Annotated in this window: 30 protein-coding genes; 9 read left to right on the top strand and 21 right to left on the bottom strand. The window is 67.0% G+C overall.

All coding sequences use genetic code 11. The features are described 5' to 3' along the window. Positions 1-297 precede the first annotated feature (297 nt). Genes rpsQ through rpsJ form a run of 11 tightly spaced genes read right to left on the bottom strand, consistent with a single transcriptional unit; the run spans position 298 to position 5552 of the window. Positions 298-579 carry a 30S ribosomal protein S17 gene (gene rpsQ, locus BKA16_RS09060; RefSeq protein WP_183370345.1) on the bottom strand — a complete coding sequence of 94 codons (282 nt, stop codon included), beginning with the start codon at positions 577-579 and terminating at the stop codon, positions 298-300. Next, entirely contained in the window at positions 576-809 is a 234-nt protein-coding gene (gene rpmC / locus BKA16_RS09055) for a 50S ribosomal protein L29 (RefSeq protein WP_221246786.1), read from the bottom strand. The genes rpsQ and rpmC overlap by 4 nt, the downstream gene beginning before the upstream one ends. Further along, positions 809-1225: a 50S ribosomal protein L16 gene (gene rplP / locus BKA16_RS09050; protein WP_183370344.1), complete on the bottom strand. Its 417-nt coding sequence runs from the start codon at positions 1223-1225 to the stop codon at positions 809-811. The genes rpmC and rplP overlap by 1 nt, the downstream gene beginning before the upstream one ends. 3 nt (positions 1226-1228) lie before the next feature. After that, entirely contained in the window at positions 1229-2029 is an 801-nt protein-coding gene (gene rpsC, locus BKA16_RS09045) for a 30S ribosomal protein S3 (RefSeq protein WP_183370343.1), read from the bottom strand. Positions 2030-2032: 3 nt separating this feature from the next. Further along, positions 2033-2443: a 50S ribosomal protein L22 gene (gene rplV / locus BKA16_RS09040; RefSeq protein ID WP_183370342.1), complete on the bottom strand. Its 411-nt coding sequence runs from the start codon at positions 2441-2443 to the stop codon at positions 2033-2035. Positions 2444-2445: 2 nt separating this feature from the next. Beyond that, positions 2446-2727 (bottom strand): 30S ribosomal protein S19, encoded by a 282-nt coding sequence (rpsS, locus tag BKA16_RS09035; protein WP_183370341.1) that lies wholly within the window; start codon positions 2725-2727, stop codon positions 2446-2448. 17 nt (positions 2728-2744) lie between these two features. Next, on the bottom strand, positions 2745-3581 hold the full coding sequence (rplB, locus tag BKA16_RS09030) for a 50S ribosomal protein L2 (RefSeq protein ID WP_183370340.1): 837 nt from the start codon (positions 3579-3581) through the stop codon (positions 2745-2747). A gap of 31 nt (positions 3582-3612) precedes the next feature. After that, complete coding sequence (gene rplW / locus BKA16_RS09025; protein WP_183370339.1) at positions 3613-3918, bottom strand: 50S ribosomal protein L23; 306 nt, start codon at positions 3916-3918, stop codon at positions 3613-3615. 2 nt (positions 3919-3920) lie between these two features. Then, a complete protein-coding gene (gene rplD, locus BKA16_RS09020) occupies positions 3921-4577 on the bottom strand; it encodes a 50S ribosomal protein L4 (RefSeq protein WP_183370338.1) in 657 nt (218 codons plus the stop codon). After that, positions 4574-5230 carry a 50S ribosomal protein L3 gene (rplC, locus tag BKA16_RS09015; protein WP_183370337.1) on the bottom strand — a complete coding sequence of 219 codons (657 nt, stop codon included), beginning with the start codon at positions 5228-5230 and terminating at the stop codon, positions 4574-4576. The genes rplD and rplC overlap by 4 nt, the downstream gene beginning before the upstream one ends. Positions 5231-5246: 16 nt before the next feature. Beyond that, positions 5247-5552, bottom strand: a complete 306-nt coding sequence (gene rpsJ, locus BKA16_RS09010) for a 30S ribosomal protein S10 (RefSeq protein WP_003938093.1) — start codon at positions 5550-5552, stop codon at positions 5247-5249. A gap of 482 nt (positions 5553-6034) precedes the next feature. Here rpsJ and BKA16_RS09005 point away from each other — a divergent pair, with 482 nt between their 5' ends. Further along, the gene (locus BKA16_RS09005; RefSeq protein ID WP_183370336.1) at positions 6035-6532 is read left to right on the top strand and encodes an NADPH-dependent FMN reductase; all 498 of its coding nucleotides are present in this window, start codon (positions 6035-6037) and stop codon (positions 6530-6532) included. A 30-nt stretch (positions 6533-6562) separates the two neighbouring features. On the opposite strand, the gene BKA16_RS09000 is transcribed toward BKA16_RS09005, so the two are convergent. After that, complete coding sequence (locus BKA16_RS09000; RefSeq protein ID WP_183370335.1) at positions 6563-7297, bottom strand: SAM-dependent methyltransferase; 735 nt, start codon at positions 7295-7297, stop codon at positions 6563-6565. A 195-nt stretch (positions 7298-7492) separates the two neighbouring features. Between BKA16_RS09000 and BKA16_RS08995 the strand changes: the two genes are divergently transcribed. From BKA16_RS08995 to BKA16_RS08985, 3 genes are all read left to right on the top strand, one after another. Further along, positions 7493-7984, top strand: a complete 492-nt coding sequence (locus BKA16_RS08995) for a hotdog fold domain-containing protein (protein WP_183370334.1) — start codon at positions 7493-7495, stop codon at positions 7982-7984. A 126-nt stretch (positions 7985-8110) separates the two neighbouring features. Further along, positions 8111-8860, top strand: coding sequence for a thioredoxin domain-containing protein (locus BKA16_RS08990; protein ID WP_183370333.1), 750 nt, complete (start codon positions 8111-8113; stop codon positions 8858-8860). 8 nt (positions 8861-8868) lie between these two features. Further along, positions 8869-9528 carry a vitamin K epoxide reductase family protein gene (locus BKA16_RS08985; RefSeq protein ID WP_183370332.1) on the top strand — a complete coding sequence of 220 codons (660 nt, stop codon included), beginning with the start codon at positions 8869-8871 and terminating at the stop codon, positions 9526-9528. A 52-nt stretch (positions 9529-9580) separates the two neighbouring features. Here the strand turns inward: BKA16_RS08985 and mftG are convergent, their stop codons facing one another. Genes mftG through mftE form a run of 3 tightly spaced genes read right to left on the bottom strand, consistent with a single transcriptional unit; the run spans position 9581 to position 12917 of the window. After that, entirely contained in the window at positions 9581-10795 is a 1215-nt protein-coding gene (mftG, locus tag BKA16_RS08980) for a mycofactocin system GMC family oxidoreductase MftG (protein ID WP_183370331.1), read from the bottom strand. Continuing rightward, a complete protein-coding gene (mftF, locus tag BKA16_RS08975) occupies positions 10792-12207 on the bottom strand; it encodes a mycofactocin biosynthesis glycosyltransferase MftF (RefSeq protein ID WP_183370330.1) in 1416 nt (471 codons plus the stop codon). The genes mftG and mftF overlap by 4 nt, the downstream gene beginning before the upstream one ends. Further along, positions 12204-12917, bottom strand: coding sequence for a mycofactocin biosynthesis peptidyl-dipeptidase MftE (mftE, locus tag BKA16_RS08970; protein ID WP_183370329.1), 714 nt, complete (start codon positions 12915-12917; stop codon positions 12204-12206). Before mftE ends, mftF begins: the two co-directional genes overlap by 4 nt. A 151-nt stretch (positions 12918-13068) precedes the next feature. Here mftE and BKA16_RS08965 point away from each other — a divergent pair, with 151 nt between their 5' ends. Continuing rightward, a complete protein-coding gene (locus BKA16_RS08965) occupies positions 13069-14184 on the top strand; it encodes a CaiB/BaiF CoA transferase family protein (protein ID WP_183370328.1) in 1116 nt (371 codons plus the stop codon). A gap of 101 nt (positions 14185-14285) precedes the next feature. On the opposite strand, the gene BKA16_RS08960 is transcribed toward BKA16_RS08965, so the two are convergent. Further along, a complete protein-coding gene (locus BKA16_RS08960; protein WP_343067339.1) occupies positions 14286-14978 on the bottom strand; it encodes a TetR/AcrR family transcriptional regulator in 693 nt (230 codons plus the stop codon). A 63-nt stretch (positions 14979-15041) separates the two neighbouring features. Between BKA16_RS08960 and BKA16_RS08955 the strand changes: the two genes are divergently transcribed. Further along, positions 15042-15797, top strand: coding sequence for an SDR family oxidoreductase (locus BKA16_RS08955; RefSeq protein WP_183370326.1), 756 nt, complete (start codon positions 15042-15044; stop codon positions 15795-15797). Positions 15798-15814: 17 nt separating this feature from the next. After that, the gene (locus BKA16_RS08950) at positions 15815-16141 is read left to right on the top strand and encodes a nuclear transport factor 2 family protein (protein WP_183370325.1); all 327 of its coding nucleotides are present in this window, start codon (positions 15815-15817) and stop codon (positions 16139-16141) included. 12 nt (positions 16142-16153) lie between these two features. Here the strand turns inward: BKA16_RS08950 and BKA16_RS08945 are convergent, their stop codons facing one another. The 5 genes from BKA16_RS08945 to mftA form a co-directional block, all read right to left on the bottom strand. Further along, positions 16154-16954: a mycofactocin-coupled SDR family oxidoreductase gene (locus BKA16_RS08945; protein WP_183370324.1), complete on the bottom strand. Its 801-nt coding sequence runs from the start codon at positions 16952-16954 to the stop codon at positions 16154-16156. 114 nt (positions 16955-17068) lie between these two features. Beyond that, positions 17069-18286: a pre-mycofactocin synthase MftD gene (gene mftD, locus BKA16_RS08940; RefSeq protein WP_183370323.1), complete on the bottom strand. Its 1218-nt coding sequence runs from the start codon at positions 18284-18286 to the stop codon at positions 17069-17071. Positions 18287-18374: 88 nt separating this feature from the next. Next, complete coding sequence (gene mftC, locus BKA16_RS08935; RefSeq protein WP_382426897.1) at positions 18375-19658, bottom strand: mycofactocin radical SAM maturase; 1284 nt, start codon at positions 19656-19658, stop codon at positions 18375-18377. A 4-nt stretch (positions 19659-19662) separates the two neighbouring features. Further along, complete coding sequence (gene mftB, locus BKA16_RS08930; RefSeq protein ID WP_183370322.1) at positions 19663-20013, bottom strand: mycofactocin biosynthesis chaperone MftB; 351 nt, start codon at positions 20011-20013, stop codon at positions 19663-19665. Next, complete coding sequence (gene mftA / locus BKA16_RS08925; RefSeq protein WP_132992091.1) at positions 20013-20105, bottom strand: mycofactocin precursor MftA; 93 nt, start codon at positions 20103-20105, stop codon at positions 20013-20015. The genes mftB and mftA overlap by 1 nt, the downstream gene beginning before the upstream one ends. Before the next feature lie 142 nt (positions 20106-20247). On the opposite strand from mftA, the gene mftR reads away from it, so the two are divergent. Next, positions 20248-20853 carry a mycofactocin system transcriptional regulator gene (gene mftR / locus BKA16_RS08920; RefSeq protein ID WP_183370321.1) on the top strand — a complete coding sequence of 202 codons (606 nt, stop codon included), beginning with the start codon at positions 20248-20250 and terminating at the stop codon, positions 20851-20853. Positions 20854-20902: 49 nt separating this feature from the next. Continuing rightward, positions 20903-21961, top strand: coding sequence for a ferredoxin--NADP reductase (locus BKA16_RS08915; RefSeq protein ID WP_183370320.1), 1059 nt, complete (start codon positions 20903-20905; stop codon positions 21959-21961). Positions 21962-21991: the final 30 nt, after the last annotated feature.

The following is a 21991-nucleotide window of genomic DNA, read 5'->3' as shown; positions in this document are numbered from 1 at the left end:
CGCAACACATCTGACTATGCCTCGCATCAGATTGCCTTGCAAGCCATTTCATGATCCACGACTCGCCAATTCGTCCACCGTTCGTCGGATACCGATGAGTAACTCGCGGTTCGACTCGCCACGATTCGAACAAATCGGCACCCGCCCGGTATTGAGCGACTGGATCGATCGATTGAAACCGAACGAATGACGTTCAAACGGACGACAACGGGGCTCCTGTGGGCGTTCCGCCGCACGAAACACGAAACGTCCCCTCCCGAGCCCGGGAGGGGACGTTCCGTCGATTCTGCGAGAGGGCTACTTGGCCTTCTCGAGGACCTCGACCAGGCGCCAGCGCTTGGTGGCCGACAGCGGTCGGGTCTCCATGATGCGAACGCGGTCGCCGATGCCGGCGGTCTCGCTCTCATCGTGCGCCTTGACCTTGCTGGTCGTGCGGATGATCTTGCCGTAGAGCGGGTGGCTCTTGCGATCTTCCAGCTCGACCGTGATGGTCTTGGTCATCTTGTCGCTCACGACGTAGCCGATACGTTCCTTACGGCTGTTGCGCTCTTCGACGTTCACGTTCTGGTCCTCACTCATGCGTCGTCACCTTCCGGTCCGGCCGCGAGGCCCAGCTCACGCTCACGCATGACCGTGTAGACGCGAGCGATCTCGCGACGCACGGTACGCAGGCGACGGTTGTTGTCGAGCTGGCCGGTTGCCATCTGGAAGCGAAGGTTGAAGAGCTCTTCCTTCGACTCCTTCAGACGTGCGACCAGATCGGTGTCACTGAGCTCGCGGAGCTCAGACGCAGCGATTCCGATAGCCATCAGAACTGCTCCTCTCTGGTCACGATCCGGGTCTTCATGGGGAGCTTGTGCTGTGCGCGACGCAGGGCCTCGCGAGCGGTCTCCTCATTGGGGTAGCTCATCTCGAACAGGATGCGACCCGGCTTGACCGGGGCGACCCACCACTCGGGCGAACCCTTACCGGAACCCATGCGGGTCTCGGCGGGCTTCTTCGTGATCGGGCGGTCCGGGAAGATGTTGATCCAGACCTTGCCGCCACGCTTGATGTGGCGGTTGATCGCGATACGAGCGGACTCGATCTGACGGTTGGTGATGTAAGCACCCTCCAGGGCCTGGATACCGTAGTCGCCGAAGGTGACCTTGGTTCCGCCCGATGCCTGACCCTTCAGGCTGGGGTGGTGCTGCTTGCGGTGCTTGACCCGACGAGGGATCAACATGGGCTAGCCCTCCTGCTTCTCTGCCTGCGCAGGCGCAGACGCCTCGGCAGCCGCACCCTCGGCAGGCGCGGTACGGCCTGCGTCGGCGCCGGACGCGTTCGCGTTGCGGCGCGGGCGGCTGGGACGACGCGGGCGACGGTCCTCTGCCGGAGCGGCCGCAGCCAGCTCGCGACGACCGCCGACGACGTCACCCTTGTAGATCCACACCTTCACGCCGATGCGGCCGAAGGTGGTCTTGGCCTCGTAGAGCCCGTAGTCGATGTCGGCGCGCAGCGTGTGCAGCGGCACGCGTCCCTCGCGGTAGAACTCCTTGCGGCTCATCTCAGCTCCGCCGAGACGGCCCGAGCACTGGACACGGATGCCCTTGACGCCCGGCTGACGCATGGCCGACTGGATGGCCTTGCGCATCGCACGACGGAACGCGACACGGTTCGAGAGCTGCTCGGCGACGCCCTGAGCGACGAGCTGGGCGTCGGCCTCGGGGTTCTTGACCTCGAGGATGTTCAGCTGAACCTGCTTGCCGGTGAGCTTCTCCAGGTCGCCACGGATGCGATCGGCCTCGGCGCCGCGGCGGCCGATGACGATGCCCGGACGGGCGGTGTGGATGTCCACGCGAACACGGTCACGGGTGCGCTCGATCTCCACCTTGGAGATGCCTGCGCGCTCGAGGCCGGTGCTCAGCAGCTTGCGGATGGCGACGTCTTCCTTGACGTAGTCCGCGTACTGCTTGTCGGCGTACCAGCGCGAGCTCCAGTCGGTGGTGATACCGAGGCGGAAGCCATGCGGGTTGATCTTCTGGCCCACGAGTTAGGCTCCCTTCTTCTTCTGCTGGCGCGAACGAGCACGTCCGCCGTTCTCCGCGGTAGCCGCGACGGCCACGGTGATGTGGCTGGTGCGCTTGCGGATGCGGAACGCACGGCCCTGGGCACGCGGCTGGAACCGCTTCAGGGTCGGACCCTCGTTGGCGAAAGCCTCCGAGACGACCAGGGTGCGACGATCCAGCCCCTGGTTGTTCTCCGCGTTGGCGATCGCGCTGGCGAGCACCTTGTACACCGGCTCGCTGGCCGACTGCGGGGCGAACCGCAGGATGTCCAGAGCCTCGTCCACGTTCTTGCCGCGGACCAGGTCGAGGACGCGGCGAGCCTTCATCGGGGTGACGCGAACGAACTTCGCGGTCGCCCGTGCGGTCTGCACTGCGTTATCAGTCTCAGTAGTCATGGTTACCGGCGCTTCGCTTTCCGGTCATCCTTGATGTGACCCTTGAAGGTTCGGGTGGGGGCGAACTCGCCGAGCTTGTGGCCGACCATCGAGTCGGACACGAACACCGGTACATGCTTGCGACCGTCGTGGACGGCGAAGGTGTGTCCGATGAAGTCCGGGGTGATGGTCGAGCGACGCGACCAGGTCTTGATGACCTGGTGGGTGCCCTTCTCGTTCTGAGCATCCACCTTCTTCAGGAGGTGGTCGTCGACGAACGGGCCCTTCTTCAGGCTGCGTGGCATTTTTTACCTCCTCCTAGTTATCGCTTGTTCTTGCCGGTACGACGGCGGCGGACGATCAGCTTGTCGCTGGGCTTGTTCTTGCGGGTGCGGCCTTCCGGCTTGCCCCACGGGCTGACCGGGTGGCGACCACCGGAGGTCTTGCCCTCACCACCACCGTGCGGGTGATCGACCGGGTTCATGACGACGCCGCGGACGGTCGGGCGATGGCCCTTCCACCGCATGCGGCCGGCCTTGCCCCAGTTGATGTTGCTCTGCTCGGCATTGCCGACCTCGCCGACGGTGGCGCGGCAGCGCACGTCGACGCGACGGATCTCACCGGACGGCATACGCAGCGTGGCGTAGGGGCCCTCCTTGCCGAGGAGCTGGATCGACGCACCGGCCGAGCGTGCCATCTTGGCGCCGCCGCCCGGACGCAGCTCCACGTTGTGGACCTGGGTACCGGTCGGGATGTTGCGCAGCGGCAGGTTGTTGCCCGGCTTGATGTCGGCGTTCGGACCGGACTCGACGACGTCGCCCTGCTTCAGGTTCTTCGGCGCGAGAATGTAACGCTTCTCGCCGTCGAAGTAGTGCAGCAGCGCGATGCGCGCGGTGCGGTTCGGGTCGTACTCGATGTGAGCGACCTTGGCGTTGATGCCGTCCTTGTCGTTACGACGGAAGTCGATGAGACGGTAGGCACGCTTGTGGCCACCACCCTTGTGACGGGTGGTGATGCGACCGTGGGCGTTGCGGCCGCCGCTCTTGGTGAGCGGACGGACCAGCGACTTCTCGGGGTGCGAACGGGTGACCTCGGAGAAGTCGGCACCGCTCGATCCGCGGCGACCCGGGGTCGTCGGCTTGTACTTACGAATTGCCATGAGTGTTAGTCCCTATTCTTCTCGCGGGCGGTCAGCTGACCGCTCCCCCGAAGATCTCGATGGGCTTGCTGTCAGCGGACAGCGTCACGATGGCGCGCTTGGTGTTCTTGCGCTGGCCGTAACCGAAGCGGGTGCGCTTGCGCTTGCCCTGGCGGTTCGCGGTGTTGACGCTGGAGACCTTGACGTCGAAGATCGCCTCGACAGCGATCTTGATCTGGGTCTTGTTCGAATCCGGGTGCACCAGGAAGGTGTACACGTTGTCTTCGATCAGGCCGTAGGCCTTCTCCGAGATCACCGGCGCCAGGATGATGTCACGCGGGTCTGCGTGCGTAGCCATTCCTAGGCCTCCTTCTTGTTCTGCGCGATGAAGGCGTTCAGAGTCTCGACGCTGAACACGACCTCATCCGAATCGAGGACGTCGTAGGTGTTGAGCTGATCGGCGGTGATGCCCGAAACGGAGGGCAGGTTCGCGATGCTCTTCCACCCCGCCTCGTCCTCACGACTGAGGACGACGAGGAACTTGCGACGGTCGCTAAGCAGTTCCAGGAACTTGCGAGCGGCCTTCGTCGACGGGGTCTGACCCGCGACGAGCTCGGTCACGACGTGGATGCGCTCGCTGCGAGCACGATCCGACAGTGCGCCGCGGAGAGCAGCGGCCTTCATCTTCTTGTTGACCTTCTGCGAGTAGTCGCGCGGCTGCGGGCCGTGGACGGTGCCACCGCCGACGAACTGCGGTGCGCGGGTCGAACCCTGGCGGGCGCGACCGGTGCCCTTCTGGCGGTACGGCTTGGCGCCGCCGCCGGAGACGAGCCCACGCGTCTTGGTCGAGTGCGTGCCCTGACGTGCCGCGGCCTGCTGTGCGACGACGACCTGGTGCATCAGTGCGATGTTCGCGGTCTGGTCGAACAGCTCGGCCGGCAGCTCGGCGGTTCCGTTGACGGAGCCGTCAGCCGCACGGACGTCGAGCGTCAGCTTGGTTGCGGTCTCGGTGCTCACTTCTTGCCACCCTTCACTGCCTCGCGGACCACCACGACGCCGCCCTTGCGGCCGGGGATCGCGCCCTTGATCAACAGGAGACCGTTGTCAGCGTCGACCTTGTGCACGGTCAGGTTCTGCGTGGTCACCTTGTCGTTGCCCATACGGCCTGCCATGCGCATGCCCTTGAACACGCGACCGGGGGTCGCGCAGCCGCCGATGGAGCCCGGTGCACGGTGGACGCGGTGCGCGCCGTGCGATGCGTTCAGGCCCTTGAAGCCGTGACGCTTCATGACACCGGCGAAGCCCTTGCCCTTGGAGGTGCCGGTCACGTCGACCTTGACACCGTCGGCGAACAGGTCGGCGCCCAGCTCCTGGCCGACCTCGAACTCTGCGATGTCGTTGACACGCAGTTCGGTGAGGTGGCGGCGCGGGGTGACTCCGGCCTTGGCGAACTGGCCGGCGACCGGCTTCTTCACCTTGCGGGGGTCGATGGCGCCGTAGGCGAGCTGGACTGCCGTGTAGCCGTCGCGCTCCAGGGTGCGGAGCTGGGTGACGACGTTGGAGCCGGTCGCGATCACGGTCACCGGGACGACCCGGTTGTTCTCGTCGAAGACCTGGGTCATGCCGAGCTTGGTGCCCAGGATGCCCTTGGTTGCATTCTGCTTGCTCATTTAATCCGATCCTCCGTCACTGAATGTTGACGTCGACGCTGGCAGGCAGGTCGATGCGCATGAGGGCATCGACCGTCTTGGGCGTCGGGTCGAGGATGTCGATGAGTCGCTTGTGAGTGCGCATCTCGAAGTGTTCGCGGCTGTCCTTGTACTTGTGCGGCGAACGGATGACGCAGTACACATTCTTTTCGGTGGGCAACGGCACCGGGCCGACCACGCGTGCACCCGTGCGGGTCACGGTCTCCACGATCTTGCGCGCCGAAGCGTCGATCGCTTCGTGGTCGTAGGCCTTGAGCCTGATGCGGATCTTCTGTCCCGCCACGCTGTGTCCTCTTCCGTCTGGTTTCTCTCGACAGACGAACACCGCGCAGCTCACACCCGTGCACAGACACGAGCGGCAACTGAGCCACATGACCAACCCCGTGAGACGGGTGGATCGACGCTGTTCTTCTGTCGTTGTACGTTGCCGGACTCTCATCCGGCTGCCGACTCTCGCCGACGTCGCCTCCGGTACCCCGCGGTCGGGCGTGTCGAGACCGTGTCGATCAGCAAATCGCACGCGTTACACACTCGGCCCGCAGTTGCGGCCCTAGAAGTAAGTCAGCCTCCTGCTCGGAGGCAACCTGAACAGTATGCAGGACGGACCCGATGATCTCAAATCGTCGAGAGAGGTCGCGCCGCGTGATCTCGGTCTCGCGGATAGTCGGGTTGCGCGCGAGCTGAGCACAACCCTGGATCGCGGCACGACGAGGCGGTACTCAGTTCACCGGAGCCCCGATGGGGCACACGTACCGAGAGGATGTCATGGTCACCACCGTCGTCGCAGGCAACCCGAAGCCCGGCTCCCGCACTCTGGAGGCGGCCACCCGACTCGCGGAAGCGCTGACCGGCCGCTCACCCGATCACGTGATCGACGTGATCGGACTCGGCTCGGGGCTGCTCGGCTGGGGCGACGAGGCCGTCGCCGCCGCGGTGTCGACGACGGCCGCCTCCGATCTCGTCGTCGTCGCGAGTCCGACGTTCAAGGCCACGTACACCGGTGTGCTGAAACTGTTCCTCGACCAGTTCGCCACCGGCGACGGCCTGCGCGACGTGACCGCCGTACCGCTGATGCTCGGCGGCGGGCCCGCCCATGCGCTGGCACCCGATCTGCTCCTCAAACCGGTTCTGGTGGAACTCGGAGCGACGTGTCCCGCGCCGGGCCTGTATCTCCTCGACTCGTCGTACACCGACGACGGTCGGATCGCCGAGTACGCCGATCGCTGGCGTGGCGCGGTGACGGCGCAGACCACAAGCGTCTGACCGCCCGAGCCCACCGCGGTGGATCGGCGCTCACCTGGGCCGAAGCACATACGCCGTGTACCCGTACTCGTGAGCACACCGCCGGCGAAGATCGATCTCCTCTCCGATGGCCGCGAGCGCTTGTTCGTCGACACCGTCGGCCCGCATCTGTTCGATGCGAGCGGCGAGCGGCACGTAGTACTCGTCCCAGTCGGAGTCGGGGAGAACGTATGTCGCGTCGACGCGGTAACCGGCGCTCCACGCTGCGGCGACGTTCTCAGGAGTCGTCCGCATCGCCGGATACGCCTCCCAGAACGCTGCGGCCTCAGCGGACGGCTCGTCGACGAGCCATTCACACTCGGTGACCACTGCGGCGCCGCCGTCGCGAATCAGCGGCCGCCACGCGGCCAACGCCGCGTCGAACCCCATGATGTAGGCCGACCCCTCCGCCCAGACGAGGTCGACACCGCCCGGCCCGACCGGCAGAGCGAGCATCGAGGCGTTCACCGCGGAGACGCTGCCCGAGACGCCGCTCTCGAGTGCACGCTCCCGCAACGCCGCCAGGAACGGTTCGTGGGTGTCGAAGCCGGTCGCGGTCCCGCCGGTCTCACGGACCAGCGACACAGTCGCCGTCCCCGGTCCGCAGCCGATGTCGGCGATTCTCGGCCGCTCGGGCAACCCGTCCACGAGCCGGAGCAGGAGCCGAAGTGTCGAGTCCGAACCGGGAGCCTGCCGAGGCAGGCCGTCGTGCGCGCGGACGAAGAGGTCGTGCAGAGGGTCGGTCATGCCGTCACCGTACGAGCCCGGCCCGGCGCGCGCGAGCGGATATCTCTCGAGGTGAGATGGAACCCGCGCCGACGACCCCACGCCGTGCTCGCGCCCGGACGCCGCACACCGGTCGGGCGAGGCAGGTGTCGGCTTGGTTCGACCCGGCATCGCCGGCGGACCGGACTCGACGGCGGCGCACGTTAGGATCGACACATGAGTGAAACTGCGAGTAACACCAAGGGTGCCACGTACGCGCTCCGACGCAAGCTCCCGAAGAACAGGATCGGCGACGCCCTGTTCTCCATCGGCATGGTCGCCCGCGTCCCCTACTTCGGGACCATTCTGCCGTTCGTGGAGAAGATGGAGCCCGGATACTGCCGGGTGAGTGCGCCGAACTGGTTCGGTGTCCACAACCACATCGGCACGTTCCACGCGATCGCCGCCTGCAATCTCGCCGAGACGTCGATGGGCATGCTCATGGAGGCGACCGTCCCCACCACGCACCGCTGGATCCCGAAGGCCATGAACACGCAGTATCTGGCCAAGGCGACGACGCGGCTCACCGCGCACGCCGAACTCGCCGAATCCGTCGATTTCGCCTCGATCACCGAGGGCGCCGACATCGTCGTCGCGGTCCGGATCCTGGACACCGCGAGCAACGAGGTGGTGCACTGCGATATCACGACGTGGGTGACACCCGCCTGACGCACGGGGCAGATCGGTCGATGCCCTCGGGGCATGTCGAGCGCTTCGCACCGGCTGTCATGAACTTCTCAGGGTGGGACCAGTAATGTTGGCACCCGAGTACGCACCACCTGCGAAGGATGAACTGTGACCCAGAACCGCCGCACCGTCGTCGACCCGCGCAAGGCAGAACGCCGCCGGTCCCTCATGTTCAAGATCGGTGCGGCCGTCGTGCTGATCGCGATCGCCGCGGGCGTCGGGATCTGGGCCGTCGTCAGCAACAAGGACAGCAACAGCGACTCCGTGATCGGCAAGGCGGTTCCGACCACCGTGACCGACGGAGCGATCCGCATCACCAATGCGCCGGCCGGCACCGATCCCAAGGCCGTCGTGACGATCGCCGAGGACTTCCAGTGCCCCGCCTGCGGATCGTTCGAGAAGATGTACGGCGAGACCGTTCAGAAGCTGACCGACAATCCGAACGTCGCCGTTGACTACATCCCGATGAACTTCCTCGACCGCAACTTCGGCAACAAGTATTCGCTCACCACCGCGAACGCCTCGCAGTGCGTCGCCGAGTCGACTGCGAAGAACGGTGACTTCGGCGTGTGGATCAAGTTCCACAACCTGCTCTTCGCGAACCAGATGGCCGAGGGCACCGAAGGATTCACCAACGACCAGTTGGTCGACTTCGCCAAGCAGGCCGGCGCCACCGACGTGAGCAAGTGCATCACCGGCCTGGACTACGGCCAGTACATCATCGATCAGACCGACAAGATCTTGAACGACAAGGCCTTCACCGGCACCCCCTGGGTCCGTCTGAACGGTGAGACCATGAACCTCAGCGGGATGAGCCCGGCGGACCTCACCGCCGCCGTCAACGCCGCGGCGAAGTAGTCCGGCCGATGAGCGAACAGGACGTCGTCGACGCGACCGGGCCCCTCGACGGCGACGCGGACGCGGAGGCGGCCGACAGGTGGTCGGGCAGCGTGTGGACCGAGCCCCGCGGCCTGCGGCCCGTCGCGGCCTGGGTGCTCCTGGTCGCCGGTGTGCTGGGCCTGGCCGCTGCGGGTGCGCTCACCATCGAACGCATCGAACTCCTCATCAACCCGAGCGCCTCGCTCTCGTGCAACTTCAATCCGATCATCTCGTGCGGCAACGTGATGACCACCGAGCAGGCGAAGTTCTTCGGTTTCCCGAACCCGATCCTCGGACTGCCCGCGTTCGCCGTCATCATCGTCACCGCGATCCTGTCGATCGGGCGCGTGAAGCTCCCCCGCTGGTACTGGGTCGGGCAGTCGATCGGCACCGCGCTCGGCTGGGTGTTCGTCCACTACCTGATCTTCCAGAGCATGTTCCGGATCGGCGCCCTGTGCCCGTACTGCATGGTGGTCTGGACGATCACCCCGGTGATCCTGGTGCTCAGCGTCTCGCGCGCGCTGCCCGACAGCGCCCTCGGCCGCTCCGTCCGCGAGTGGATGTGGGTCCTGCTGCCGGTCTGGTACGTCGCGGTGATCGTCACCGGCGGCGTCAAGTTCTGGGACTACTGGCAGACGCTGTTCTGATCGCATCTGCGCGGTGATCGCGCCCGCCCGCCGATTTCGGGCCCTCCCCCGGCTACAGCCGGTCCCCGAGCAGCACCGCCAGCATGACGATGCTCGCGTGCGGCCCGCTGCGCAGCGGACCGGGCAGGATCGATCCGTCGACGACGCGCAGCCGAGTCCACCCGTCGAGCGCCCCGTCCGCGTCGGTGGCGTCTCCGGCGGGGAGTGATCCCCACGCGTGCTGGGACATGCCCGTCACCGGGTCGACGCGGATCGATCCGGGTTCGACGAGGTCGGCGAAGGCGTCGTCCGTCAGCATCGCGACGACCGATTCGACACCGCCAGCCATCCGCAGGTTCGCGGCGTCGTCGGGTCTCCCGAGATCGACTGCCCGGCCGTCGACGGTTCCGGTGGTCCCGGCCATGTCGGCCACGCCGATCGGCACGCCGGTCGCCCGCAGGGCGGCGAAGGCGGCGAAGTCGTCGCCGTAGGGCCTGATCTCGACGCCGCCCGTATGCGCGACGGACTGCAGCAGCGCGGGCGCGCGCAACCGCCTGCGCGGCGTGAAACGCACGATCGTCTCGGCGTGCTCGTGCACCGGAAGCGGTCCGGTGAGCGGCGAGAGCAGGATCGCGGTGCCGAGGGTTCCCGCGCACACGATCACCTCACGGGCGACGATCACCTCGTCGTCGGCGGTACGCACCCCGGTCACGGTGGTCTCCCGCGTCGTCAGCGCGACCGCCTCGACGTCGGGCCGCACGGTCAGGCCGGGCCGCGGGCCCGCTGCCGCGAGGACATGGGCGCTGGTCCACCGCGCGCCGTCGACACGGTTGCTCCAGACGCGGTTGACGCCTTCCGTCGGCCACGCCGCCGTGTTCGTCGCGCCCGCGTGCCACGTCTCGAAGGCCCGAGCGACATCGCCGAGCTCCGCGTCGGCGAACGGCGTCGCGCGCATCAGACCGGTGGCGACCCGGAACGCATCGGCGATCTCCGCCTCCGGCCACGGCCAGCTCACGTAGTCGGCTCGGTGCCCGCGGAGGAAGTAGCCGCCGTTGATCGCCGACGACCCGCCGAGTCCGCGCCCGCGGACGACGGGTCGTCCGCCGCCTTCGGGCACCGACACGGCACGGGCGGGCGAGTCGATCGGCAGGCGATCCAGCGGCGCCGAACTCACATCGGCGGGGCCGCGTTCGACCAGCAGAACCTGTCGCGCCGGATCACGCGAGAGTCGCTCGGCCAGAACGCATCCCGCCGACCCTGCGCCGACGATCAGGACGTCGACGGTCACCGCGACACGACCGGCCGCAGCGCGCGAAGGCTGCGACGGCGCAACGCTCCCTGCCACAACCCGGTCCCGTACGCGAGATCGTCGAGCCTGCGGTACACCGCGTAGTGCACCGGGCTCATCACGGGCGCCTCCGGATCGACCAGCTGATTGCGCACCCACATGCCCGCGGCCTCCGATGCTGCGACCGCCGCGAACCAGCGCCGGAATCGGCGACTGCACACGCAGGCGATCAACGACAGCGGCCAGTAGTGCCGAAGGACCGCGGCGCACCCCTGCAACAGACCGAATCCGGCGGCGCGAGCGGTGTTCTGCGCGGCGATCCGGCGTCCGCGCGGCACCGCGTCGAGCAGACCGCTGGTCCGCCGGTAGACGATCGACAGGACGATGGCGGCCACTGCCGCGCCCCACCGGTTGCGCGTCATGAGCCCGGCCACCACGACGGCCAGCGGCACCGTCGTGACGACCGGTGCGGCGAGGTCGCCGTGACGGTGCGCCAGCTCCGCCGCACCCGTGCCGTAGAACCGTCGACGGTTCAGCATGGCGCGGAGCGTCTCCCGGTGGTCGTGGCCGACCGAGGCGATCGGGTCGTAGCGGATCCGCCATCCGGCCCCGTGGGTGCGCCAACACAGGTCGACGTCCTCGGCCACGCGCAGCGACTCGTCGAAGCCGAGGAATCCGCTGCGGCGCACGATCATCGCCGCGCTCGGCACATAAGCGATGGGGCTGCCAGGTGCGATGAGCGCCTCGCGCGGGCCCATGTCGAGGGAGGAGAAGCGGTTCGCGTATTCGGCGACCGCCGACGACTCCGCCTCGACGGCGCATACGCGACCGAGGCCGACGATGCGCGGGGCGACGATGGCGACCGTCGGATCGGCGAAATGCCCGAGCAGCATCGTCAGCCATCCGGCGGCGGGGACCGTGTCCGAATCGAGGAAGGCGACGAACTCGGTGGTGGCCGCCGCGGTGCCCGCGTTACGCGCCGCGGCCGGACCGCGGTTCTCGTCGAACCGGATCAGCCGCACGTCGCCGGGCACCGTGATCGGTTCGTCGGAGCCGTCGTCGACGACGATCGTCGTCGACGGGCCCAGCGCCGCCAGCAGGCGGTCGATTCCGGACTGGTTGCCGCGCACCGGGATCACCACTGTCACATCGTCGACGTCGGGTCCCGACATGGGACGCGGATGCGCGATTCCGGCATCGAGGAGTCGGCGCGCCAAGATCTGCGTACCGGTGTCGTGCACGGCGATCCGACCGTCGTCGGAGGTCATGCCGAGTGCGGGATCGGAGAGCTTCATCACGCGCAGCGGCGAGCCGCCGACGAGATGGCGCAGACTGCCTCCGCGCACGCATCTCGGGTCGATCTGCACCTGGAATCCGGTGGGCAGCTCGGTGGTCCGGGGGCCGTGGTTCACGTGAGACGCCCGTCGTCTCTCACGGCCCAGGTGGTCAGCGCCGCGGCCAGGGCCGTCGCATGTCGCCGGAGCAGAGTCGCACCGTGCGCGGCGTCCGCGGCCGTCGGATCGCCGAGGACCCCGTTCGGACTGATCGCGGCCACTCCGCCGGCACGCAGCGCGTCCATGAGTTCGGACACCGGTTCGACTGCGCCGACTTCGACGAGGTCGGTCCGGACGTCGTCCGGTGCGATGGACATCAGCAGGGAGGTCTCGGTGTGTCCGGCATGCGCATCGGCGCCCGGGAAGGCGCACGGCCACCACGCGGCGTCGCGCCCCTCGTACCGCAGGAGTCGAACGGCGGCGGCCAGTGCGTACGCGTTTCCACCGTGTCCGTTGACGAACACGATCCGCGCGGCCCACCGGCATGCACTCCGACCGTATTCGACGATCACCTTCTCCAGGATGTCGGCGCCGATCGATATGGTGCCGGGAAAGCCCTCGTGCTCACCGGACGCGCCGTACGCGATCGTCGGTGCGAGGAGGACGTCGATCGTCTCCGCGGCCGCGGAGACCGCTCGTAAGGCGACATCGCCCGCTATCGTGCCGTCGGTGTCGACGGGCAGATGCGGGCCGTGTTGTTCGACGGCTCCGACCGGCACGACGATCGTCAGTTCCCTGTCGACCAGATCGCGCCACGTACGGGCCCCCAATTCGAGCGCAGGGGTCATTCGCCTAACCCTACTAAGTGCCGAGCGTGCGAGCAGCATTCTCCGGTGCCGTTTTCACCACGCACCGCCCTCACGGCGACCCCGATGAGACATGTGTAATGCTGAGTTACACCAGGTGAACCTGCACACAAACGAGCAGTAGAGGATTCCCATGTCAACGACGACCGATCGCGCTCCGTCCGGACGCTCCGGCCCCCTGAATTCCATTCGCGTCATCGAGTTCGCCGGCATCGGCCCGGGTCCGCACGCGGCGATGCTCCTCGCCGACCTCGGCGCCGACGTCGTCCGCGTCCAGCGTCCGGGCGAACTGCCCGACCCGAACCGCAAGGCCGACGCTCTGCTGCGCGGCCGCAAGGTGGTCGAGGCCAACCTGAAGAACCCGTCCGACCGCGAGACCATTCTGAATCTCGTCGCCAAGGCCGACGTCGTCTTGGAGGGCTTCCGCCCCGGTGTGATGGAGCGTCTCGGCTTCGGTCCCGATGATCTGGCGAAGGTCAACGACAAGCTGATCTACGGCCGCATGACCGGCTGGGGACAGACCGGCCCGCGCGCGAACCTCGCGGGTCATGACATGAACTACATCTCGCTGACCGGCATGCTGCACGCGATCGGCCGCAGCGAGGAGAAGCCCACTCCTCCGCTGAACCTCGTCGGCGATTTCGGCGGAGGCTCCATGTTCCTCGTGATGGGGGTGCTCGCCGCCCTGGTCGAGCGCAGCGTCTCGGGCAAGGGCGAGGTGATCGACGCCGCCATGGTCGACGGTGCGTCGGCCCTTGGCCAGATGATGTGGGCGTTCCGCGGCACCGGCATGTGGCAGGACGCTCGCGGGGTGAACCTCCTGGACACGGGCGCCCCGTACTACGAGGTCTACGAGACCTCGGATGGCAAGTGGATGGCCGTCGGGGCGATCGAACCACAGTTCTACGCAGCGCTGCTCCAGGGACTCGAACTCGACCCCGAGGCGATTCCGGGACAGAACGACATGGCGCGCTGGGGCGAGCTGAAGCAGATCTTCGTCGACACGTTCAAGACCAGGACCCGCGACGAGTGGGCCGCGGTCTTCGACGGAACCGACGCGTGCACGTCGCCGATCCTCGACTGGACCGAGGCGCCGGCCGACGCCCACCTGACCGCCCGCGGCACCCTGGTCGAGATCGACGGCGTGACGCAGGCTCAGGTGGCCCCTCGCTTCTCCCGCGCGACCACGACGACGCCGGAGCCGCCTGCCCGCACGGCGACCGATCCCGCGTCGCTCTGGCAGGACTGAGTCCAGAGTCCGCATGACCCGGAGAATCGCGTCGGGCGATAGAACGTTCTATCGCGCGGCGCGATTCTCTGTGTGAGAGCGGTCTGTGTGAGAGAGCGGCGTCAATCCGCCATGTGCTCGGCCAGTCTCCGCAGCCACTGCCCCAACAGCGCGGTCTCCGCCGCACCCAGCACGTCGGGCATACTCGCCGCGAGCGAGGCGACTCGTCGCACTTCGTCGCTCACCGCGGTCCCGCCGCCCTCGCCGGTGATCCCCGCGATGACCGCATCACGCGCGGCCGCCGACAGATCGGGATCGGGCTCCGCGAGGATGATCTGACGGAGGGTCACACCGATATTGGTGGCCAGGATGTGCGCCGCCGCCTGCTCGGGATCGACGACGAGCCGGTCCTGCGCTGCCGCTCGATCGGTGAGCTCGCGCAGCAGCATCGTCGGTTTCGCATGTGCCGCAGGCGAATATCCAGGACGCACCTTGCCGTACATCAGCGTGTAGTAGCCCGGGTTCTCGATTCCGAATCTCACGTGCGAGTCCCAGCCGTCGCGCAGATCGGCGATCGGGTCGCCGCTGGACTCGTGCCCCTCCTTCTCCGTGAGATACAACTCGAATCCCCGCTCGACGACGGCGTCGATCAAACCTTGTTTGCTGCCGAAGAAGTGATAGAGCGTCGGCATCCGGACGCCTACCCGCTCGCACACCTCTCGCAGCGAGAAGTCTTCGCCCGGTGCGGCCGCGATCAGCTCCGCGGCCGCCTCCAGCAACCGCGTCCGTGTATCACCGTTCTCCTGCTCTGGCACACCGCCACAGTAATACTGTATCGTAGATATAGTCGTACATATCAACGATATACGGGAGGCGTCATGACGACACATTCACTCGACGGCCGAAAGGTGCTGATCGCCGGGGGCGGCAAGAATCTCGGCGGCCTGATCAGCCGACAGGCGGCGGCCGCGGGCGCCGACGTCGCGATCCACTACAACAGCGAGTCGTCGCGCGCCGAGGCGGAGACGACTCTGGCCGACGTCCGAGCGGCCGGCCGGACCGGCGTGCTGCTCACCGGTGATCTGACCGATCCGGACACCGTCGCCCGTGTCTTCGACGAGGCGCGCGACTCACTGGGCGGACTCGACGTCGCGGTGAACACCGTCGGAAAAGTGCTCCGCAAGCCGATCGCCGAGACCAGCGAGACCGAGTACGACGAGATGTTCGACGTCAACGCGAAGTCGGCGTACTTCTTCATCAAGGAGGCGGGCCGGACACTGAACGACGGCGGCAAGGTCATCACGATCGTCACCGCACTGCTCGCCGCGTTCACCGACGGCTACTCGACGTACGCCGGAGGCAAGAGCCCGGTGGAGCACTTCACCCGGGCCGCGGCGAAGGAGTTCGCACCTCGCGGGATCTCGGTGACCGCGGTCGCTCCGGGACCGATGGACACGCCGTTCTTCTACGGCCAGGAGACCCCCGAACGCGTCGAGTTCCACAAGTCGCAGGCCATGGGGAACCAGTTGACGCAGATCGAGGACATCGCACCTATCGTGCGCTTCCTCGCATCCGAGGGCTGGTGGATCACCGGCCAGACGATCTTCGCCAACGGCGGCTACACCACCCGCTGACACCGAGAGGAATCACCATGACCATTCAGACGCCCGCAACGGTGACGGCCTTCATCGACACTGTGAACGCACATGACGAGCGGGGCTTCCTCGACTCCTTCGCCGACTCCGGATTCGTCGACGACTGGGGACGGGTGTTCACCGGTCGAGCCGAGATCAAGGCGTGGAGCGACAAGGAGTTCATCGGCGCGAACGGCACCATGACCGTCACCGAGGCATCGGTCGACGGCGACACGGTCACCGTGATCGCCGACTGGCGCAGCACGCACGCCAACGGACTGTCGAAGTTCGTCTTCGTCGTCGACGGCGACGAACTCGCATCGATGACGATCCGCGAGGGCTGAGGCCCCCGGGCCCTACACCTTCGCCGATCCCATGTCGATCTGGAACTCGGCGCCGGTGACCGCTTTGGCGCCGGCGAGATAGAGCACCGCGTCCGACAGGTCGTCGACGCTGGCAACCGGATAGTGATCCATCATCGACGGGAAGTGGCGGCCCCAGGCCTCGAAGGCCGCGAAGGCCGACGTGTCTTCCAGGCCCATCGGTGTGTGGACCGCGTACGGGTGGACCGAGTTCACCCGGATCCGCTTGTCGCCCAGCTCTTTCGCGACCGACTGGGTGAGCCCGCGCAGTGCGAACTTCGATGCGGAGTAGCCGGACTGCGCGGGCATCGCCTTGAGGCCCGCACACGAGGAGACGACGGTGATGCTGCCGCCGTTGCGCGCGTGGATCATGCTGGGGATGGCGGCCTTGAGGGTCTTCCAGGTGCCCACCAGGTTCACATCGATCACGTCGGTGAACTGATCCTCGGTCTGCTCCCAGGCGAGCCCCCACGACAGGATTCCAGCGTTGGCGACGACGTGGTCGAGCCGCCCGAACTGCTCCACGCCGTCGGCCACGAGCTGCTGCTGGAAGGCGAGGTCCCGGGTGTCGCCCCGACGCGCCAGTATCTTGCCGCCCGCAAGCTCCACCAGGCGGACGGTCTCATCGAGATCTTCAGCGGTCGCCGGCGGATAGGTCGTGTGATCGGCGACGCGGTCGGCGATGTCCATACCGATGACCGCGGCACCCTCCTGCGCGAACCGAAGCGCATGATTGCGCCCCTGACCTCGCGCGATGCCGGTGATGTACACGACCTGACCGTCGAACTGCCCCATGAACGCACGCCTTCCTCAACGAACTCCGCGAATGATCAAACTGTAACACGTTCTAGTTTCATCCATACGCCGGTCGCGAGATCCGCGCCTGCCGCTCGGGCCGCTGAGACGGCCCTAGGCGCCGAAGGTCTGCTCGAAGCCCTCCGGAATGATGAGATCGTCGCGCGAGAGATCGGCGACGTCGCTGCGGCCGAGGCCCATCATCGCCGAGTCGAGACCCATGCGCATGAGGTCCAGGACGTTCTCCACGCCCGCCTGGCCGTTGGCCGCCAGACCCCACAGGTAGGCACGGCCGATCATGACGGCCTTGGCACCGAGGGCGAGCGCCTTGGCGACGTCGCTGCCACGGCGGATGCCGCCGTCGAGGAGCACGTCGAGATCGTTGCCGACCTCGTCGGCGATCGGTCCGAGCACGCGGATCGTCGCGGGGGTGCCGTCGAGGTTGTTGCCGCCGTGATTCGACACCGAGATGGCGGTGGCGCCGATGTCGCGGGCCCGCTTGGCGTCATCCATGCGAGTGATGCCCTTGACCATGAACTCGCCGCCCCACTGCTCGCGCAGCCACTGCAGGTCCTCCCAGGTGGGCGGCGGAGTGTTCATCCACTGGCCGTAGACGTCGAAGAACGTCGGCCCGGGCTGACCGCGGTGCGCGATGTTCGGCGCGCTCAGATCCGGGACGAGGAGCTTGCCGTCGCGGAACCAGCTCAGCGCGTACTTGGGCTTGGTGATCATCTCCGGCGCCAGCTTCGCGACGGCGCGCAGATCGACCTGCTCCGGAATCTCCGGGCTGCCCCAGTCACGCCCGACGTTGAACACCCAGTCGGTGGTGACGATCAGCCCCTTGGCCCCGGCCTCCTTGGCCCGCTGCGCGCGAGCCAGGATGTCCTCGCGGCTGCCGAGCCAGTAGATCTGGAAGAAGGTCTTGTCGTTGACCGCGGCGACCTCTTCGACGGGCTTGGACGCGAAGCTCGACAGGCCCATCGCGGTTCCGCGGTTGGCCGCCGCACGGGCGACGGCGACCTCGCCGTCGGGGTTGACGGCCTGCACACCGGTGGGCGAGATCATCACCGGGAACGGCAGGTCGACACCCATCACGCGAGTGTCGAGCTTGCGCTCGGGCGTGGCGCCGATGACGTGCGGGGCGAAGCCGAGCTCACCGAAGGCGTTCATGTTGTCGTTCAGCGTGATTCCGGCCTGGGTACCGGCGACGAGCGACGAGTAGACGGTCTTCGGCAGACGCTTGCGTGCGCGCTTCTGCGCTTCGCCGACGGTCTCGAACCACGGGTTGCGACGCCACGGGTTCTTCTCGGCGAGTTCGGAGAGTTTAGACATGGGGTTCTTTCTCGGTTCTAGACGCGCCGGTCGAGCGGAGTCGGAGGTGATCTCGACTCCGCTCGATCAGCGGTTGGGGGCTCGAGGGTCAGCAGCAGTTGGTGGACGAGCAGCCGCTCGCGGTGGTCGGCGCGAATCCGGCGAGCGGATTCTCGTCGCAGTCCCGCGAAGGAGGACGAGTCATGAGGGTCAGCGGAACACCGCGGGAATGGTCCTTGTTGGCGGTCGGCTTGGACCGGTCGCCCGCGAGGAGTTCCTCACCGAAGCCCTGGACACACTCGGGGTCGGGACCGTCGAGCGGAAGTCCGGTGAAGAACTTGGCCGCCATGCAGCCGCCGCGGCAGGCGTCGAAGTGCTGACATTTGGTGCACGCACCGGCGTTCTGCGGTTCGCGGAGTTCGGTGAACAGATCGCTGCGCTGCCAGATCTCCTGGAAACCGCCGTCGGTGGTGATGTTGCCCGCGAGGAAGTTCTCGTGGATCGCGAACGGGCAGGCGTAGACGTCGCCGATCGGATCGATCAGGCAGACCACACGACCCGCACCGCACAGGTTGAGGCCGGGCAGGCCGCTGCCGCCGGACTCACTGAACGCCGCCAGGTGGAAGAACGAGTCGCCGGTCAGGACGTTGTCGCCGTGGGCGACGAGCCAGTCGTACAGTTCACGCTGCTGCTCGGGCAGCGGATGCAGGTCGTCCCAGACGTCGGCGCCGCGACCGGACGGACGCAGGCGGGTGATGCGCAGTGTCGCCCCGTACTTGTCGGCGAGCGCCTTGAACTCGTCCAGCTGTGCGACGTTCTCCCGGGTCATGACGACGCTGATCTTCGCATCCTTGAAACCCGCGTTCGACAGGTTCTCCAGGGCACGGACGGCCATGTCGAAGGAACCGGGACCGCGAACGTTGTCGTTGACCTCGGCGGTCGCGCCGTCGAGCGAGATCTGCACGTCGACGTAGTCGGAGGCGGCCAGTCGCTCGGCGACCTCCGGGGTGATGCGCAGACCGTTCGTGGAGAACTTGACACCCACCTGGTGGCTGGTCGCGTAGTCGACGAGTTCCCAGAAGTCCGGACGAACGGTCGGCTCGCCGCCGCCGATGTTCACGTAGAACACCTGCATGCGCTGCAGTTCGTCGATGATCGCCTTGCACTGCTCGGTGCTCAGTTCACGGGGATCACGCTTGCCCGAACTCGAGAGGCAGTGCACGCACGACAGGTTGCACGCGTAGGTCAGCTCCCAGGTCAGACAGATCGGGGCGTCGAGGCCCTTCTCGAACTGATCGACGAGGCGACCGACCTTCGGAGTCTGCTGCGCAGGCGGCTGCAGGTCGAGCGGCGGGGTCATCGAGGGCATGACCGGGGATTCCACGGTGGTCACGGGTTCACTCCTTGGTCTGCGGGATGATCATCCCCGACTCGCAGAGCGCGGTGAGCGCCTGCAGGTACAGGGGTCGGGCGGCGTCGGCGACGTCTGCTGCGGCCAGGGCCGCATCGGCGCTGGGCTGCTCGCCGAGGTCGCGGACGATGCCGACGACGGTCAGGTTCTTGAGGAACGAGAGTTTGCGCGTTCCGAAGTGGTACAGCAGTGCACCGAACGGCTCGGGGCGGAGCGCGACCTTCGGGTTGAGCGTCCAGGCCGCGGCCGGATCGAAGACGGGCTGGGTGAGCGGGGCGGGCTCGCCCCCGGCGACCGCACTGCGGTCGCCGGAAGCGAGGGTCGTTGCAGTCGTCATCAGTAGACGCCGCACATCCCGTCGATGGACACTTCCTCCACCAGCGACTCGGCGACGAGTTCGTCGTGAGTCTGGGCTGCCTGCTCGGCCATGTGAACCAACCTCCTGATGTAGATATTTGTGGTTCGAGACACACAGTAATGGCACCGAGTGCATAATCGCAAGGGGTGTGCGAAACCAACCGGCAAGTACCATCGTGACCAGCAACGACACCGTGTGCGAAGGAGTTCCGAGATGACAGCGAAGCGGTCCGGACCGCTCGGCGGGCGCCCGGCGGCGACCACCCGAGGCCGGCTGTCCGACGTCGCCGTCGACCTGTTCGCCACGCACGGGTTCGACGAGACGTCCATCGACGACATCGCGTCCGCGGCGGGAATCGCCCGACGAACCCTGTTCCGCTACTACCCGTCGAAGAACTCACTCGCCTGGGGCGAGTTCGCCGACCATCTCGACGGACTCCGCGCGCTCCTGGCCGAGATCCCGACCGAGGTCCCGTTGGGCGAGAGCCTGCGACAGGCCCTCATCGACTTCAACGAAGTCCCCGACGACGTCGTCGAACAGCACCGTCGTCGCATGTCGCTACTCCTGCGCGTCCCCGCCCTGCAGGCGCACTCGATGATCATGTACGCCGACTGGCGACAGGTGATCGCCGAGCACTGCGCGGCCCGCCTGTCGCTGCCCGCCGACGGGCACTTGCCCCAGACGGTCGCCTGGATGACTCTCGGCGTCGCACTGTCCGCCTACGACCAATGGCTCGCCGACCCCGCCTCGGATCTGACCGAGCTGCTTCGGGCAGGATCGGAGACGCTGATCGACGGTGTCGGCGCACTCGACCGGTGATAGTCTGAAAATAGAACACGTTCTAATTTTTTCCACAGAGAGCGACCGCATGACCGATCTGACCCCGCACAGCACGCGCAGCGCGATCCTCACCGTCGCCGAGGTGATCGAGGAGACCACCGATGCGCGCAGCATCGTCTTCGACATCCCCGAGGAGCACGGCGACAGATTCGCCGACTACCTGCCCGGACAGTTCCTGACACTGCGGATCCCGAGCGATCGGACGGGGTCGGTCGCTCGGTGCTACTCGCTGTCGTCGGCCGCTCGCCACGACGATCGGCCGAAGGTCACCGTGAAGCGGACGCCGGACGGATACGGATCGAATTGGATCTGCGACAACCTCGCGGCCGGCTCCCGGATAGAGGCGCTTCCGCCGTCGGGGGTCTTCACCCCGTCGAACATCCACGCTCCGATGCTGCTGATCGCGGCGGGATCGGGCGTCACACCAGTCATGTCCATCCTCAAGACGGCGCTGGCCGACGGTACCGGTCCGGTGACGTTCTTCTACGCGAACCGCAGCGAGAACGACGTGATCTTCGCCGCCGAGCTGCGCGAACTGCAGGACCGGCATCCGAACCGCCTCACCGTGATCCACTGGCTCGAGACTGTGCAGGGGCTGCCCGGCGAGAAGAAGCTGGCGACGCTGTTCGCTCCGATGTCGCGGACGCACACCGCGTACATCTGCGGCCCCGGCCCGTTCATGGACGCCGTGCACGCGGGCCTGACCAAGGCCAAGTTCGACCATCACAACGTGCACACCGAGATCTACAACTCCCTGTCGGGTGATCCGTTCGAGGACGTCGAGCTCGAGGAGGTCTCCGACGAGGAGGCGTCCGCCTCCGCCCAGGTGGAAGTGGAGCTCGACGGCCAAGTGCACGAGATGTCGTGGCCGCGCTCGCGCACGCTCATCGACATCATGCTGGCCGCCGGACTCGACGCGCCGTACTCCTGTCAGGAGGGCGAGTGCGGTTCGTGCGCGTGCACGCTCGTCGAGGGCACCGTCGACATGGCGGTGACCGGAGCACTCGATCCCGAGGACATCGACGACGGCTACATCCTGGGTTGCCAGGCGCGTCCGACGTCGGACAGGCTGCGCATCGAGTTCTGACGCGATCGATATCGGACGGATACGACGCAA

This window comes from Gordonia humi, from assembly GCF_014197435.1.
GTDB lineage: Bacteria > Actinomycetota > Actinomycetes > Mycobacteriales > Mycobacteriaceae > Gordonia > Gordonia humi.
This window is presented reverse-complemented; position numbering and strand designations above follow the sequence as displayed.